The organism is Elusimicrobiota bacterium, assembly GCA_016180815.1.
In the GTDB taxonomy this organism is placed as follows: domain Bacteria; phylum Elusimicrobiota; class Elusimicrobia; order JACQPE01; family JACQPE01; genus JACPAN01.
Genome location: JACPAN010000003.1, coordinates 1 through 16194, shown reverse-complemented (window position 1 = coordinate 16194; position 16194 = coordinate 1). Strand labels below are relative to the sequence as shown.

Below are 16194 nucleotides of genomic sequence, written 5' to 3'. Positions count from 1 at the left end.
GGCCTATCCATAAACTTCCAGCCAACCCTGGAACATCAGCACGGGCCAAAGCTGATGTTGCCAGTTGCGCGCTCCGGAGCAATGTTCTTGCCATTTCCGGCGTATAGGTTCCGGCTCAAAAAATCCTTCGCGAACAAGACGATGTTCATCGAGCAATGAATCGGCCCATCCCCTCAAAGGACCGCGTAACCAAGAAGCAAGGGGAACGCCGAACCCCATTTTAGGGCGATCAACAATGCTTTTGGGGACATATTCATAAAGAATTTGCCTTAGGATCCATTTCCTTTGTCCGTTTCTAATCTTAACTTCCAAAGGTAAACGCCACGCCAGCTCAACAAGACGATGGTCCAAAAACGGCACTCTCGATTCTAAGCCGACGGCCATGCCGGCTCTATCCACCTTGACAAGAATGTCATCAGGCAAATAATTGACCAAATCCAGATACATCATCTTTTGAATAAACTCAGTCCGGGTCGGCTTCTGGTCCCAATCGGCCGTGCCATTGGAGAGCGAGGGGGCGCCTTTGACAACAGGCGAAAATTTAGGCCAATGAGAAAGCAGGCTTTGATACATGTCCTCAGGTTTCTCCAAAGAAATAATAGGGGCCAATTTATGAATTTTGTCTCCCACGTCAGTCCAATGCAATTTTTTTGGCAATAATGGCATCAAATTTTGGCTCAGCTTATCCCAAAAATGAGGAGGGCAAGCGGTGAGACCACGGGCCAGAGCCCTCCTTAAAAATTTAGGCACAGCGCTCAACGATCTCCCATAAAGACCGAGTTTATAGCGATTGTAGCCGCCGAACAATTCATCCCCCCCGTCTCCGGAAAGACTAACTGTAACGTAACGCCGCGTCAGTTTCGCCAAGAGATAGGTCGGTACTTGAGATGAATCAGCAAACGGTTCGTCATAAATATGAGGCAATTGAGGAATAACATCCAGAGCATCTTGGGGGTTAACAAAAATCTCCGTATGGTCGGTTTTAAGGCAATGAGCCACCTCTCTGGCATGCCCGGATTCATCGTGGCTGGTTTCTTTAAAGCCGATGGTGAACGTTTTGATGGGACGATCGCTCGCCGCCTGCATGAACGCTGAGACAACCGACGAATCAATCCCCCCTGAAAGAAAAGCTCCTAAAGGAACATCCGATCTCATTTGAAGGCCGATAGCGTCCTTAAGAAGCGCTTTGACCCGATCCTTTAGATCGGCTTCATGACCGGAGATCGGTTCGCGCTTGGCTTGCTCAACCATTCCTTGAGCCGACCAATAACAAAACATTTTAGGTTCAGAGGGAACCGAAATTTCTATCTCCAAAAAAGACCCCGCGGGGAGCTTGCGGACGCCGCGAAAAATAGAATGGGGTGCGGGAACATAAGCATAACGCAGATAAAGATCCAGGGCATAACGATCGATTTCGGCCGAAAAATCAGGATGCGCCTTTAAGGCTTTTAGTTCTGATCCGAATAAAACAAATCCGGGAGTCCATAAATAATAAAGCGGCTTTTCCCCCATCCGGTCCCTTGCTAAATAAAGGCTCCGCTGCTGCTGATCCCAAAGAGCGAAAGCGAACATGCCGATAAAATTATTCAGGGCTTCTTTCAAGCCATAACGGCAAATGCTTTCCAACAGGACTTCCGTATCCGAGCTGCCCCGCCAATGCACGGACGGCGATCCGCCGTCTTCGTCTAATTTTTTTCTCAGCTCACGGTAGTTATAAATCTCGCCGTTTAACACAACAACGTACCGGCCGCACGAACAGCTCATGGGCTGTCGCCCCTCGGGTGATAAATCTAAAATGGCTAAGCGTCGATGCCCTAAAGCGATATTGCCCCTCGGGTCAACCCACGTCCCATCACCATCCGGACCGCGATGCCTCAATGTATCCGCCATTGAAGCCGCAAACGTGCGTAGCCGAGACGGCGGATGCCGCCCCTTGTAATCAAGATGACCGGCTATGCCGCACATTGTTGAATTTCGCTCTCTTTTTGCACAGCCCGCGCTGTCAATAAAACCAACAACAAGGCCGGAAAAGCATCCCGCGTATGTTCTTCAAACATTTGGAAAAACAAAAAGGCCCATAAAGGCCAAAATTCCATGTTCAGAAACCGGCGGGATAAAGGCTTAAACAAATGAAGTGCAAATATCAAAAAAGCCGCAAGCCCTATAAGGCCGGTTTCGCAGAGTACCCTTAAAAACAAATTATGAGGATGCTGTTGCCTGTCGTTTAACCAATAGGGTAAATAAGAGGGTAAAAAATGTTTAGAGTTGCCGGGACCGACGCCCAACACTTTATGATCGGACCAAACTTTCAACGATCCCGTCCATATGCTTACGCGTCCGGTCAACGCTAAATTCACCCTATAGTTAAATTCTACAGGCAAGGACATAATCGTATGCATCCATTTTATTCTGGGCATCCTGGAAACCAGGAATAATCCCGAACACATGATCAAAGCAAAAACCAATCGGCCCCATCGAAACTTCTTCAAGCGTATATAACTGTGAATAGTAAAAATAAATGAAATCATCGCTAAAGCAATGCGCGACTGAGAAAAAACGACGGCTGTAATAAAAATAATCTCTAACAGTAAAAAAAGGCCGGTAGGAATGTTCCGCGTCACGGTTAAACCCAAGATATAACCGATAACCATAAAAGCCCCGAACGTGCCGGGGTTCTGGAATGACACCATGGACTGTCTACGTAAAGACTCGTGGGTCATAGGGTGAAAAAGTTGTTTCAGCAAATCCGCGAATCCATCAAAACAATGCTCAACAATAGCCAAACAAGCCAAACACAAACTTAATACGAATAAGGCTTTGGATATCTTGTCCCATGCCAAACCCCCGGGATGGCTCAAAAGAAATAACAAAACAAAGAAAAACGACAGATAAAATAACGTCTGCTCAAACGCCGCGCCCTTATAAAGATTGACCAAAGAAGAAAAAAAGCAGACGGCAAAAAAACCGCCACCCCAAACCAAAATATTTCTATGGCGCCGCCACAGCACCGGAAGGTTTGTGAAAATAAAGCCGGGTAAAAAATATAGGCAAAACAAAAGAATAGCGGCTCTTGCCGTCGTCGCGTAAAAAGACAAGCCGGCAATTTCCCACCTTGGCCCGCGCACATCAAAACAGACGGCTACGGCCAAAATAAAAATAAAGAATTCCACCCTTTTATTCAACGAAATATGCTCAGGCCGTAGCCTGGATATCGAATTCAGACCGGTAAATATCGGAATAGACCTTTTCATGCCCGGCCACGCAGCTTTGCCAGGAAAATTGCTCATGGATGCGGAGGCGGCCGGTTTGGCCCATTTGAACCCTTAAGGCCGGATTTTTAATAAGCTGCTCAAGATGCAAGGCCAGCTGACGGAAATCTTTAACGGGAACCAAAAACCCTGTCTCTCCATCGACTACCAGTTCATTGCTGCCGCTAACATCCGTAGCGACAACGGGCAATCCTGCGGCCATAGCCTCCATGATACTGCGCGGCAATCCCTCCCAAAGCGACGGTAAAACAAAAATGTCCGCCCGCCCAAGAGCTTCCTGCACCTGAAACGGCTGCAATGAGCCGCGGAACTCGACCATATCCGTTAGACCGCGATCTTGAACCATTTTTTTAATATTTGATTTATACGTTCCGTCGCCTACCAATAAACATCGCACCTGAAAGCCGGCATCTCTTAATAAAGAGACGGCCATTATCAAGTCAACATGGCGTTTTACGGGATGAAAATTAGAGACACAAATAATCTTAGGGATATCATCAGTCTTTTGGTTGCTGTTGGATAAAGGATCGACGTCAACGCCGCTGGGAATAACCGTAAATTTTTTAGACGAAAGGCCGCGGCTTTGGAGGAAATCGGCTGCGCCCCGGCTATTGGCAATATAATGATCAATTAGAGGCGACGCCCATCTTTCAAGGATAATCGCCAAGCGGGTCTTAAGCTTGCCCACCTCTTCCCCTTGGGTTACATGCAAACCCCGTATTCCATGGATAATCCCGGGGCGGGGCGAACAACAATGCGCCGCGATCCGACCCAGAAGGCTCATCCGAAATCCGTAAAGATGAATAATGTGGTAACGGCGGCTGGAGAGAAGCCGCCAAAAAAAACTCCCCGCCGAAAGCAAACCGAATCGTCCCCGTAGATCGTGGACAGGAAAACCTGCCTGTGCCCAATGCTCACAAATAGGCCCAAGGCCGTCCAGAAAACTTGTTTCGCAGGCAAATCGTTCCGGATTCAGCCGTCGAACCAGCTCAAAAATTGCCAGATTAGTGCCGCCAAGGACTCCTGTTGAAAACGCATGGAGGATTCGAATCCTTTCTCCGTTCCCAGTGGAATTATTTTGTTTTTCTATAACCAAGAGCGCACCAATAAGGTGGAGCGGAAAACTCTATCCGTTCCAACCCGGCTGCCGTCATCATCTGTTCGATCTGATTTCTGGTAAAGCGTTTCTCCATCGGAGTTCCAAAACGGTCGCGAGAATCCGTCCGCATAACATAAAAATTACGGTTTCTGTAAAAAGAAAGCGGCATGGCATCCACATCAACTCCAAATTTTTCCACCAAATACGCCAATCGCGCTAAAGGAAAATAAACAAAAAGAGCGATGGCGAACGTGACGGGCTGTTTTACCCGCTCGGGTAAATAACAGAAAAATCTCCTAAAAAAATCGCTTATTCTCCACAGCCCGCGAAACCATAAAGGCCGGTTTTCCAGAGCGTAATATAGATACAGAAGGAATGGGGCGCCTTCTTTCAATTTGGCTACGCAGGACTTTAAACCGGACAATGTGTCCGGAATATGATGCAGGACGCCGAGAGAATAACCAAAATCCATGGATTTATCAGGGAAAGGCATATCATCGACGCTGGCTGCAATGAATTCACAATTAGAAAACCCATTTAAATTAGCCTGAGCAACGGCCAAGGCCCCCGGACTGGCATCAACTAAATAAAGTTTCCCTACCCTTGGAGCCACGCTTTTGGCCCAACGCCCGGTTCCGCAGCCCAAATCAAATCCCGTAGATTCTGAAGGAAGTTTTCCCCATGGAAAAAGGCGAAAATAGAGATTAAACATTGCCTCCTGATCAAAGGGTTGCAGAGCCGCCTGATTAAGCAAGGTCCACTGACAGCCGAAGCTGGAGACTGTTTTCTGATCAATGTTCGACATAAGAACCACCGCTGATTTGATTCCCGGATAGACAGGCGTTGGTCGTATCTGCCCGGGTCGGTCGAGAATCATTCAATAAACCCAGAAGCATCTCTAGAAAAACATCCTCTCGAAAGCTGTGTTGATAACGTTCTTGGGCAACGCGGGCTATCGTGAGATGCTCCGCATAAGATACCAAAGCGTTCTCAACAACTTCTAAAACATCGCGACAAGACCAATCATGGGTCAAAATCGTAACACCAGCCTCGAATATATTAGGCCATGCTTCCAAGTGAGAGATGTCGGGCTTAATGAGAAGACAGCCGCATACAATGGCTTCAAAATCTCTCAAATTAATCTCTCCCCACCCAAACGGAGAAAGAACGATCTTGCTTTGGCGCAATTCGGAAAAATAAGAATAACGGTTAACCCGATCTGTCTCTTTATGCCGAAATAATTTTTGAATCGAAGCGCGTTGAAAACGGATCGTGGCTTTCGGGTAGCTTGCCGAAAAACGGCAATTAAAATCCAGCGGACGGCTCGCAGAAGGCGCATCCCACCTTGCAGGCGTACGTAAAAAAACAGGCCACCCCAACCATTGATATAAAGAAGAGAACGCAGGTCCCTCCAAAGAAAGATTCGCCAGTCCATAATTCCAAGACAGGGAAAGCTTGGATAAATCATCTTTTGAAAGAATGGGATTTAAATAGGTCGGACTTTCATCGTGAACATTGAGTTCATGATGCAAATAATGAGTGAACAGCCGCCCTCCATACAAGGCCTGTTGATACAAAGAGCGGTCTTTAAGCAGCTGCCCCTTGAAATACCGATCAACGTAGGGCAAAACGCCGGTCTGAAGCGTGCCCGCGCTGTCGCTGGTATCGAACCAAAAAATTCGTTGAGCGCCCTTGCGCAACTGGGACAACTGCTCAACAACACGCTCGAGATTTGTCCTTAACCAAGGCCGATAGAATTTACTGTCAATCATCAATACATCGCAATCAGCAGCGTCAGCTTGCGCCTGCCGATAAACCCTAAGCTTCACCCCAGCTTCTTTCAGGGCATCTCGATGCCGCAATAGGGGAAGCAAAAAACCCTGGCTATTCGGAGTTGTAAAACCAGGCGTTAGGATATGTATCAACATGCGTCACAAATGATGGCCGTCTTTAAAAAAAGCTCGTCTTGAGAATAGCGCTGGGACCAATAAGGATTGATGACGCCTGAATAGAACTCCCGATAATGATAATAAGGCACTGCCTCCGCGAAAAACCCTGCCTGGCGAAACAGCCTTAACATGTCCGGAGCCCTATGGAGATTGATATGGCGGCCATGGCGTTTAAAATATTCGTCAGGGGTGGCCGAATAAATTCCGTCAAAAGGATTGATCGTACTCCTGTGATTGCCAAAATCAACGAGATGCAAGAATCTCCCCGCTGGCGCGGAAATAGCCTTGAGCTTTTTAAGCGATCCCTCCAAATCAGATACATGCTCCAAGGTTGAATTCGATAAGCTGATCTGATACGGGCCCGCGCAAGGAGCGGCTTCAAATTCGCATCTAAAAATTTCGCTTTTTTCGACGACCGCCCGCATAAACTCGTCAAAAGACTCATACCGCTCCCCGAAAATGGCGCTTAGATCCTTAAATAAAGGCAAGAAGAAGTTCTTGCGAACTGCATCGGATTCAATGATCGCGTGGTTATAAAATGGTTCGATACAGGTGTAGCGCCGGGATCCCAAAAAAATAGCCAGCGGTCCCCACCCCAGCATCGGACCGCTTCCCAATTCAAGGACGTCCGCGCCTTCAAAAACAAATTCCTTCCAGCCCGCGCGTTTTTTCAGCAAAATCTGGTAACGATTCATGAAATCAAAAACACGCTGTGGCCGCATGTATTTGGGAGACTCGATGACATCTTCCAAATCGTATAAATCGCGTGCGCGCCCCAGTAAACGCCTCTTAATCTTACGCACGAGAAGTTTTGGCGGTAACTCGTAAAGTTTCTTCAAGGTAGATGGCATTTAATTAACCGACCGAAATCGCCTGAAATTCCGCCGTCTGCCTAAAAAGAGCGCAATTGGCGTTAAGATCGTTAAATTTTCCATCGGCGACGATTCGGCCTCCATCCAAAACATAAATCCAATCCGCATGACGAATGATCGATAATCTATATGAAATCACTATAAAAGTCCGCCGCCTTTTTTTGAAGCAAAAACTTTCTACAACAAGCGGGACGTGGCCTTGGGCGGCAACTCATAAAGTCTTTTCAAAATATGCACCATTGAATTAACCTGTAGTGATGGCTTGAAATTCCGCCATCTGCCGGAAAATGGAACAATTTGCTTTAAGCTCATCAAACTTGCCTTCGGCCACAATACGACCCATGTCGAAGACATAAATCCAATCCGCATGACGAATAGTTGAGAGCCTATGGGAAATGACAACAAAAGTCCGCCGACCCTTCTCTTGAAGCAAGAACTCTTCCATCTGACTCTCGGAAATGCTGTCAAGGGACGCCATGGCTTCATCCATAATCAGCCACTCTGTATCCCTATAAATTTCACGAGCGATAGCCAAGCGTTGCCGCTGACCTCCTGAAAGCTGGTTTCCATCGTCGCCAACTTTTCCGGAACTGCCTTGGCCCAGACGACCAGGCACCGCAAGAAGACCCGACTCTTCAAGCACATAATTAAGCCTTCGAGCATCACCATTGTCCGCAAATAATGTGATGTTGTTGGCAATACTATCGTTAAAAATTGTTGGTTCTTGAGTGATATAGCCTATCCGGCTTCTTAACTTCTGGAAGTCAATGTCCGCGTAAGAGGTCGGTCCCAAATAAACTTCGCCACAAACCGGTCTTAATATTCCAGTCAAGAGATTAACAATGGTTGATTTCCCTGCTCCGGAAGGACCCACTAAAGCGACGGTCCGGCGGCAGGGAATGCGCAGATTAATATTTGACAAAATATCGGGCAAATCTTGACCATAGCCAAATGATACGTCGCGAAAGATGATATCTTGGCCGGTTACTGGTGTTTCGCCACCGACGCGTTCTCTATTATTCCTTAACCCATCTCGAAGTTTATGATAAACAGCCAAACTGCCGGCGGTAGATAGGAACTTTCTATAAGTCGGCTGAATACTGAGACCCTGGGTAATGGCGTTTTTAAAAATAAAAAGCAAGAACAAAATATCGGCTATAGGACGGCCCTGAAAACTCACATAATAAAACACAACTCCAGAAAGTAAAATAACGGCCAAAGGCTGAAAACTATATTGGGAAGCCGCACTCAAAAAAATCATCCGGTAATAAATTTGGCCAAGTCTTTCTATTTCCTGCTTAAGTTTAAGCATCAGCGGTTTGGCTGTTGAGGTGGCCTTCAAATATTTAAAGTGGCGAATACTTTGAATAAAAAAAGACTGCAGGCGCGCTGAATGCTGACTACGCTCTAGAGAAACGTCCATTGTCCAATGATTAAGCACTCTCATCACTAAAACTATAGGGATGCTGACTACACATAGCACAATAGTTACCTTGGGATCGAAAAGAAGAGGCAAGGCAATGAATACAGCGGAAGAAACGCAAAAAACCATAAGGCTGACCAACTGCTGGAGACTAAAATTAACCCTATCTATTTCCGTTGATATGGCATTACTTAAAAAACCGGTACTTTGTTTCAAAAAATATCCGTACTTGGCATCGAATAGATCCTGTACGGTCCCGCTACGCATCTCGACGAGATGGCCGGCCAGAATTTTAGCCGAGTAATTTTCTTGGATAAAAAGCAAAAGACTGTGCAAAATAAAAAACAAGACTAAAATAATAATCCAATTTAAAAGGACCGGTTCCAGATTTAAAAATCCGAATAAAGCAACAGTGAAACGTGAAATAACATCTTGGCCTAAATTAGCGCCTCCCTGCAAAATAGGCAAAACCATCGTTATTCCGATGCCTTGCGCCATGGTTGCGGCAAAAGCCAAAAAAACCAACATGGCCAATCTTTTTGGACCGATCTCTCTATAGAATAACTTAAAGTAGACAAGCATGGGTGTAATTAAAAAATTTAGCAAGTTCCGCAAGTCCCATTAGGGGTCCACTTGCAAGACATTAATACTGATTTTAGCATCTTGCTGGTCTCTCAGATTTGTCTTAAAACCTATGCTAGCTCAACTTGCAGAACAGCTACGGCTAAGCGTTAATTGAAGTTTCTGTAGAAAATATTGAATCCCAATGAGGAAAACCCATATCCGGCATCTTGCCTGCGGCTACCTGGGAAATCATTCGGATTTCAAGATTTATACGCTCATCCCACGTCATTAGTTTAGCGGCGCATTTCTTAGATGCCAATTTCATTCGTTCAACACGCGCGGGATCATCAATCAATTCGCAAATAGCCCGCTGAATTCCCTCGCACAAATTATTGTTGTCGACTCGAATAGCCATATCAGTGGAAATAATCTCATGCGTTTCCATATCCGCATGAGCTACCGGATTTGCTTCCGGAATGATAAAAGCGAGGCCTGCTTGCATGGCTTCCAAATTTGCGTTACTTAAATTTCCGACCTTGTTCATTGATATGTAAATATCCGAATTAAATAAGAAAGATCCAATTTCATCATGCGCGATGGCTCCATGAAAAATAATTCGATTTAATAATCCAGCGTCGGATACCATGTTAAAAAGCGCTTCTCTCAAATCACCGTCTCCCACGACATTAATTTCACAACGACTTAAATATTTAGAAGGCAAATTGAGAATGGCTCTTATGATCAGATCGGTCCGCTTATATTCATCCAATCTTCCTAAAATCAATATGTGGATTTTTTCATCACTTCGCACTTTAATATTTTGATGATACGGTTCCACGCCATTCAATAATGCTATACGTGGTACCAGTGGACTTAAACCCTCCCTAAACCACTGTTTGATCGAGGTGCCATCCATTGAACCAATGACCAAAGCGTACTTTGCGCGATAGGCCCATCTATACAGACGGCAATAAATCGATTTTTTGTTTCGAACGACATCCCGCAAGGACGACGGCGCGCCCAAAATACGGACAACGATTGGAATTTTAGTCAGGCGGGCGATACAAGAAGCGATCAGGATATTGGAACGGTCGACATAAATGACATCGGGCTTGAAACGCGCAATGTTGATCAATACCCAAAATAAGTGGACTATTTCATTGATATAAAATCCAATTCTGTCCCCCAAAAAACCGGCCCACCCATGATAATTCAGAAGGATAGTTTTTAATCTTAAATTGGAAAAACCGTTATGGCGGCGCGCCCTTTGCGCCGATTTGGCGCTAAAAACGATGCGCGCTTCAACGTTTGGTTGATCCAACGCTTCAATCAGCTTTGCTATAGCCGGCGCGCCCATCGGACTCCAAACGCCGCTTTCAAAGGATTTGATGAATCCCGACATTAAGCGGCACAAGACGAAAATTCGCATCAAATTAATTTTCTATTTAAGCGGCCGGTTTCGCCAATTCGACATTGGCGTAGCCGCGGCGTTGAATGGTCAAATGGCTAGCGAGAGCGGCGTCAAAGACTTTAGCGGCTTCCGGCTTTAGGCCTTTGATGCTCTTTTCAAAAAACTCCTCCAATCTATCTTCCGGTGCCACATGATGATCCGACCACCATATCGGGTGTATCAGCAGCTGGAGCAATTTTTTTTCCGGATTATTTAGCTTGGGCAACGGCTCGCCTTCCCGCCAATTTCCTCTGGAGTCCGAAAGATACCAATCCATCAACTCCTTAGAATAGGCATTGACCCTTCCCGCAACCGTCGAAGGTCCTCTTAAAAATCGCTCCAGGGGACGGTGAAATGAAACCGATTTTACCGACGCGCCTAAAATATCTTCGAGCCTTTGACAGGCCGAGTCAATCTTTTGTTCCGTGGCGTCCATTGAGGGCGCTTCCAGTCTGTGCGCGCCGTCAAAATCAAAATGTAATCCGATTTCATGCCCCCCGCATAAAAGGAGTTTAAGCGTTCCGCGCGATTGCCGGCTTTTTATGTCATACAAAGGAGAGTTAATCATTACCATGTACGTGGCGATGACGCCAGATTCGCTTTCGATGCCGGCCATTTGCAGTGCTCGATCCAAACTCAGATCAACATCATGACGCAAAAGTAGTCGGGGTCTCTGTTGTTTAACCGCATTAAGGATCGTGGGCGCTTGAGAAAACAAACTCAGTTGATAATTGGACTTTGCCGCTTGCAGTACTTTTTTGAAGTAGCCGTAAGTAAAATCAGCCGCCCATCCCATGCCTATTTCCAATTTACCACGAAGGCGCGTCTTTAAGCGCTTGTTTTTCCAAAAGACGTGCCGGATTCCCAACGACGGTCGCATTATCCGGAACATCTTTGACAACGACAGCGCCCATTCCTATCATAACGCCACTGCCGATTTTTTTCTGATTTTTTATGACGGCCGACAACCCAATATAAGAATTATCACCGATAACGACGCTGCCGCCTATACCCGCGAGACAAACGATAAGACAATTTCTGCCTATAACGACATTATGGGCGACATGCACCAAATTGTCGATCTTTGTTCCATATTTAATCAGGGTATCATCCAGTGCTCCCCTATCAATGCATACATTAGCCCCGATCTCAACGCCATCTTCAATAACGACTGCACCCATATGCGGAAATGGCATTTGATTCCCCTGTTCGTCGGCCATATAGCCGAAACCGTCCTGGCCCACGACAGTTCCTGATCCAATGATGACGTTATTGCCGATACGGCAATTGGAATGCACCGTCACGCGATCGCTTAATTTTGCTTGAGCTCCTATGGAGACGCCCTCTTTGATAATACAGTAAGGACCGATTGAAGCGGCCGGATCTATTTTAACTCCCGGGGCGATAATAGCGGTTGGGTCAATACCCGGATTAAACTTTCTCCAAGGAAAAAAATGATTGGCTGACTTTATAAACGCCAATCGCGCATCGGGGACCGGAATAAGAGTCTTATTCTTTAGCGCCGTTTCCGGCAAATCTTGGGGACAAATCACGACGGCGCAAACAGAGAGTTCAATAGAAGAAAAAAAATCCGCTTTATCCCATTTACAAAAAGACAGCGAACCCTTTTGGCCCGGTAAAAACTTGGCGATAAGAGTAACCTCGCGGCCCGGATCACCCCAAGTCGGAGCGCCCAAAAATTCAGCAATTTTTCCCGCTGTTACCGGCATCCACCACCTCCCACCGCGGCCCTCACCAAATCGGCGCAAACTTGGTTCACCGTTTGGCATATGGCATGCAAATGCTCCTCTAATAAATAAGGATGCATGGGCAAACTCACGACATGGCTGGACAAATATTCCGAATTCTCCAGACGCGCCGCCGCCCTCGGGCAGTGATCGTACGCTGGCTGCAAATGCAGAGGTTTAAGGTAATAAATCATGGTCGGTATCGATTTTTCCGATAGTTTTTTCATCAATGCGTCGCGGTCTATTCCATCCAAAACCACGGTGTATTGCGCCCAAGAAGAGCGGAAACCGCCGGAAATACCCGGCTTCACGCACGCGCCGGACAAATGCGCGTCGTAATAAGCCGCCACGTTTTGACGCTGCGCAAGTTCCGATTCGAAAATCTTCAATTTTTCAATCAATACGGCAGCCTGGATCGTATCCAAACGTGAATTCATACCGAGGCGGATGTTGTCGTATTTATGTGCCCCTTGGCCGTGGACACGAATACTTCTCATGGCGGCGGCAAGCCCGTCATCCATGGTCAATACGGCGCCGCCGTCGCCGTAACACCCGAGCGGCTTGGCCGGAAAGAAACTTACGGCCGTGGTTTTTGCCAATGTGCCGACCGGCCTGCCCTCATAGACCGAACCGAAACTCTGCGCGGCATCAGCGATCAGGATCAAGTTTTCCTCATCGCATATATTTTGCAATTCCCGATAAGGAGCCGGCCTGCCGAATAGATCGACCGCGATAACCCCCCTCACGGGTAAATTTAATTCTTTTGCGCGTCCAATCGCATCTTCCAAGCTCCGGCAAGATATATTGTAGGTCGCACTGTCGACATCCACAAAAAAAGGCACGGCGCCCAACATCGCCACGACTTCGGCGGTGGCGGCGAACGTAAAACTCGGCACGAAAATAACATCTCCGGGTTTAATACCGTAAGCCATAAGGATCAACAAAAGCGCGTCCGTGCCGTTGGCGCAGGAAATGGCGTGTTTCGCGCCTGAAAATTCACGCAAATCGTTCTCAAATTGAGCTACTTGCGGACCCATAATATAGCGGCCGTTTTTAATCACGATATTAACGGCGTCGGTGATTTTATCACCGATCACTTTTTGATGCGCTGTAAGATCCGTGAAAGAAATGTTAGACATACGATTGCCGATCGGAAGCGCCGCGCCGTAATTTCGACCTAAGAAATTTTTTCAACTTATTTTTAAAAAAATCAAATCTATAGCTATTCTCTACAAGATAACTGACAAGAGGATACAATGGCGCTTTTTTAAACCGTGTANNNNTCGACCATAGGCTCGGCGCCCAGGCCCAACACGCGCAATTGTTTTGCGTTATATTGATTTAAATCAATATCCGAAGTTCTAATCAAAAGCGGGGCGATTTGTTTAAAACCGAAAGTTTTAACGCGATAATAATCAAGCAGCAAAACCGAACGGTCTTTCGTAGTGGGATGATCCGGCCCATGAAATCCCCTGTCGTCGAATAAAACCATATCGCCTTTTTTTCCGTCGCATCTTACTTTGGTTTCAAGTATTTGTTTTTGTTCTTCCGGCGAATAGCGCCACAAATTTTGGCCCTTTTTGGCCCATAAATGCGTGCCCTCGCAAAAACAAAACGCGCCGCCTTCTTCGCAATCTTCCATGTAAACGGCCGCCCCGATTCCCAGGACCTGCCGCATATCATCTACGGAAAGCTCCAAGTCAGAAGCCGGGCTTTTTTTCCACCCGGCGTAGAAATCGGTATGCAACGGAAAATATTCAACATTAACTCCGCGATCATATTTAAAAAAAGCTTCCGCCAGCACGCATTCGCTGTCCATTAATTTTTCAATGATGGAAATAACCAAAGGATTCAACAATACGGGATAGACGGCCGGCCCGATTAATCCGGGCGGTAGTAATTTTTTAGGGAAATCCACTTTGTAATATCCGGCGACACCGGCGATCGCGGGGCGCTTATAATAATGATTCAAACGCGCCGATATTTCGTTAAGCAGGCCGGGGGGAAACAAATTCTGCAGTTTGCAGACACCTCTTTCTCGCAGCGTGTTAATGACCGCTGTTTCCGAAAAATTATTTGATTGCGTGTCAAAAGTGAGCTCGAGCAGCTTTGCTTTGTTCATTTTCCTAAAGTCGGCGATAATTCCGCTTCGGCTTTAAGAACAAGCCTGCCGTCTACGATCCGGTAAGACTCTCCCGTACGCGGACAAGTTAAGGCATCTTTCAAAACTTCGCCGCAACGGCTCACCCACCCGATTTGCCTGGCCGGCACGCCCGCCATCAAAGCGTGGGGGTTTACATCCTTAGTCACCACCGCCCCCGCGGCGATAAAAGCGTACTCGCCGATGTCCACGCCGCAAACGATTGTTGCATTGGCCCCAATAGTTACACCGCGTCCAACATACGTCAGCGAGAACTCATCTTTCCGCTCAACATTTGCGCGGGGATTATTGACATTAGTAAACACGCACGAAGGTCCGCAAAATACGTTCTCCTCTAAGGTAACGCCGTTGTAAACGCTTACATTATTCTGAATCTTGCATCCATTGCCGATAGATACGCCCTGTCCGACAAAAACGTTCTGTCCCAATACGCAATTCTCGCCTATCTTCGCATTCTTGGATATATGCGTGTAATGCCAAATTTTGCTGCCTGCACCAACTGTCGCACCCTCATCAACAATTACCGTTTCGTGACGATAAAAATCAATTTGTTGATTTAAATTTATTTTCTTATTGCCGTTGTCCATCGACAATTGCGCCGCATTTAAAACCTCAAGCACATTCTTTCCCTCTTCGCCATTTGTCAGCGGCGTTAAATCACAGCGGATGCAATCGATAAAATGTTGGCATTCCTTTCTAAGCGGCTCGCAATCCTCGGTAGGAATAAATTCACCGCTTCTGCTCTGAATTTCGGGGTCACTTCCATCCCAAATAACCGGATCTGAATAAAATTGGAGCTTCTGCTCATGCATCGCTTGGTCGTTAAAGACAATCATCCCCTTATCACCAACGACAACCAACCGTTGCTCTTTAAAAGGATGCAGCCAAGAAACAAAAATTCTGGCCTGCAAGTTGTTCGGGAAAAACATATGCATCGTCGTTACGTCGGCGACATCGTTTCGCAAATAGTTGCCTCCGATAGCAAGTACCGAATCCGGCTGAGAGCGCGCCAGCGATAAAATCATGGAAATATCATGGGGAGCGAAGCTCCACAAAGAATTCTCTTCGCGTCTTAATTTTCCCAGATTAAGTCGCGTTGAATAAATATATTGCAATCGACCGAGCTTGCCTGACTTAACGTATTGTTTAAGTTGAACAAAAGCGGGGTGATACTGCAGCAAGTGTCCCACCATGAGTTTTTTACCATGCTGGCTTGCAAGCCGGCGGCATTCTTGCGCGTCTTCCACGGAAAGCGCGATCGGTTTCTCGACAAACACATGCTTGCCGGATTTCAACGCTTCTTTGACCATTTTGGCATGGGATAGAGCTGGCGTTGCTATGACTACGCCGTCAATATGATTCGCCGCTAAGATTTCATCCCACGTTAGGGCAGGAACATTGTATTGTTTGGCAAATTGAGTTGAGGCGACTTCATTGTCGTCGCAGATAGCCGTCAATGCACCCAGCTCATGCATATTCCTGACAAGGTTCTTGCCCCAATAACCACAACCTGCGACGGCAATTCTTATTTGAATTTTCATGTTCTCCTAAATATTAAGCTTCATTGCGGGATTGGAGGAACTATTTTTTTATGTCTAAATTAAGCACATTAATTATAGTAAAAGCGAACAACATACTTTTCCCATAAAAGTCTTACGA

The 16194-nt window shown here is 46.5% G+C and carries 13 protein-coding genes; all 13 read right to left on the bottom strand.

Going from position 1 to position 16194, the window contains the following annotated elements; all coding sequences use genetic code 11:
- Positions 1–3: 3 nt before the first annotated feature.
- The 13 genes from asnB to HYT79_00645 all read right to left on the bottom strand — a co-directional run bounded on the left by asnB (position 4) and on the right by HYT79_00645 (position 16076).
- Positions 4–1965 carry an asparagine synthase (glutamine-hydrolyzing) gene (asnB, locus tag HYT79_00705; protein MBI2069096.1) on the bottom strand — a complete coding sequence of 654 codons (1962 nt, stop codon included), beginning with the start codon at positions 1963–1965 and terminating at the stop codon, positions 4–6.
- Positions 1953–2936, bottom strand: a complete 984-nt coding sequence (locus tag HYT79_00700; protein MBI2069095.1) for an O-antigen ligase family protein — start codon at positions 2934–2936, stop codon at positions 1953–1955. The genes asnB and HYT79_00700 overlap by 13 nt, the downstream gene beginning before the upstream one ends.
- Before the next feature lie 256 nt (positions 2937–3192).
- Complete coding sequence (locus HYT79_00695; protein MBI2069094.1) at positions 3193–4365, bottom strand: glycosyltransferase; 1173 nt, start codon at positions 4363–4365, stop codon at positions 3193–3195.
- Positions 4343–5173, bottom strand: coding sequence for a class I SAM-dependent methyltransferase (locus HYT79_00690; GenBank protein ID MBI2069093.1), 831 nt, complete (start codon positions 5171–5173; stop codon positions 4343–4345). Before HYT79_00690 ends, HYT79_00695 begins: the two co-directional genes overlap by 23 nt.
- Entirely contained in the window at positions 5160–6296 is a 1137-nt protein-coding gene (locus tag HYT79_00685) for a glycosyltransferase family 1 protein (protein MBI2069092.1), read from the bottom strand. The genes HYT79_00690 and HYT79_00685 overlap by 14 nt, the downstream gene beginning before the upstream one ends.
- Positions 6290–7120, bottom strand: a complete 831-nt coding sequence (locus HYT79_00680) for a methyltransferase domain-containing protein (GenBank protein MBI2069091.1) — start codon at positions 7118–7120, stop codon at positions 6290–6292. The genes HYT79_00685 and HYT79_00680 overlap by 7 nt, the downstream gene beginning before the upstream one ends.
- Positions 7121–7433: 313 nt before the next feature.
- Entirely contained in the window at positions 7434–9194 is a 1761-nt protein-coding gene (locus HYT79_00675) for an ABC transporter ATP-binding protein (protein ID MBI2069090.1), read from the bottom strand.
- A gap of 142 nt (positions 9195–9336) precedes the next feature.
- On the bottom strand, positions 9337–10605 hold the full coding sequence (locus HYT79_00670) for a glycosyltransferase family 4 protein (GenBank protein ID MBI2069089.1): 1269 nt from the start codon (positions 10603–10605) through the stop codon (positions 9337–9339).
- 16 nt (positions 10606–10621) lie between these two features.
- On the bottom strand, positions 10622–11242 hold the full coding sequence (locus tag HYT79_00665; protein MBI2069088.1) for a hypothetical protein: 621 nt from the start codon (positions 11240–11242) through the stop codon (positions 10622–10624).
- A gap of 193 nt (positions 11243–11435) precedes the next feature.
- Positions 11436–12356 (bottom strand): UDP-3-O-(3-hydroxymyristoyl)glucosamine N-acyltransferase, encoded by a 921-nt coding sequence (locus tag HYT79_00660; protein ID MBI2069087.1) that lies wholly within the window; start codon positions 12354–12356, stop codon positions 11436–11438.
- Positions 12347–13513, bottom strand: a complete 1167-nt coding sequence (locus tag HYT79_00655) for a DegT/DnrJ/EryC1/StrS aminotransferase family protein (protein ID MBI2069086.1) — start codon at positions 13511–13513, stop codon at positions 12347–12349. The genes HYT79_00660 and HYT79_00655 overlap by 10 nt, the downstream gene beginning before the upstream one ends.
- Before the next feature lie 128 nt (positions 13514–13641).
- Positions 13642–14496 carry a phytanoyl-CoA dioxygenase family protein gene (locus tag HYT79_00650; protein ID MBI2069085.1) on the bottom strand — a complete coding sequence of 285 codons (855 nt, stop codon included), beginning with the start codon at positions 14494–14496 and terminating at the stop codon, positions 13642–13644.
- Positions 14493–16076 carry a Gfo/Idh/MocA family oxidoreductase gene (locus HYT79_00645; GenBank protein MBI2069084.1) on the bottom strand — a complete coding sequence of 528 codons (1584 nt, stop codon included), beginning with the start codon at positions 16074–16076 and terminating at the stop codon, positions 14493–14495. The genes HYT79_00650 and HYT79_00645 overlap by 4 nt, the downstream gene beginning before the upstream one ends.
- Between the last annotated feature and the right edge of the window lie 118 nt (positions 16077–16194).

What these genes read in the sequence shown, in the direction of transcription:
- HYT79_00685 (MBI2069092.1), bottom strand. Translation starts at nt 6,296, where the DNA reads ATGTTGATACATATCCTAACGCCTGGTTTTACAACTCCGAATAGCCAG.
- HYT79_00675 (MBI2069090.1), bottom strand. Translation starts at nt 9,194, where the DNA reads ATGCTTGTCTACTTTAAGTTATTCTATAGAGAGATCGGTCCAAAAAGA.
- HYT79_00645 (MBI2069084.1), bottom strand. Translation starts at nt 16,076, where the DNA reads ATGAAAATTCAAATAAGAATTGCCGTCGCAGGTTGTGGTTATTGGGGC.
- asnB (MBI2069096.1), bottom strand. Translation starts at nt 1,965, where the DNA reads ATGTGCGGCATAGCCGGTCATCTTGATTACAAGGGGCGGCATCCGCCG.
- HYT79_00670 (MBI2069089.1), bottom strand. Translation starts at nt 10,605, where the DNA reads ATGCGAATTTTCGTCTTGTGCCGCTTAATGTCGGGATTCATCAAATCC.
- HYT79_00665 (MBI2069088.1), bottom strand. Translation starts at nt 11,242, where the DNA reads ATGGCCGGCATCGAAAGCGAATCTGGCGTCATCGCCACGTACATGGTA.
- HYT79_00690 (MBI2069093.1), bottom strand. Translation starts at nt 5,173, where the DNA reads ATGTCGAACATTGATCAGAAAACAGTCTCCAGCTTCGGCTGTCAGTGG.
- HYT79_00660 (MBI2069087.1), bottom strand. Translation starts at nt 12,356, where the DNA reads ATGCCGGTAACAGCGGGAAAAATTGCTGAATTTTTGGGCGCTCCGACT.
- HYT79_00655 (MBI2069086.1), bottom strand. Translation starts at nt 13,513, where the DNA reads ATGTCTAACATTTCTTTCACGGATCTTACAGCGCATCAAAAAGTGATC.